At 67.9% G+C, this 246-nt stretch carries 1 protein-coding gene; it reads left to right on the top strand.

What is annotated here, in order from left to right; all coding sequences use genetic code 11:
* Window positions 1-246, top strand: a 246-nt coding sequence (locus tag LK12_RS23500) for a hypothetical protein (RefSeq protein ID WP_039290880.1), incomplete at both ends; no start/stop codon positions are given.

Raw genomic sequence — 246 nt, 5'->3', positions numbered from 1 at the left:
GCTGGCAGCCCGCGCACCTGTGGCTCTCGCAGGCCAGCAGCTTTCTCGGCCTGCCCCTGCTCGGCGCTGCGGCATTGGCGTTGGGCCGTGGCTGGGCCTGGAGCCGACCGAACTGGGGGCGAATCCTGCTCGGGCTGTGCGCCTTCTTCGAACTGTTCCGCCAGCTTGGCTACCTGGAGGATTACCGCCTGGCGCTGAACCTGGCCACGCTGGTGCTGATTCTCTATGCCGGCGCAGTCCAATGGC

The sequence above is a fragment of the Novosphingobium malaysiense genome, from assembly GCF_000802225.1.
GTDB lineage: Bacteria > Pseudomonadota > Alphaproteobacteria > Sphingomonadales > Sphingomonadaceae > Novosphingobium > Novosphingobium malaysiense.
The sequence above is the reverse complement of the archived record's forward strand: the minus strand, read 5'-3'. Positions and strand labels throughout refer to the sequence as shown.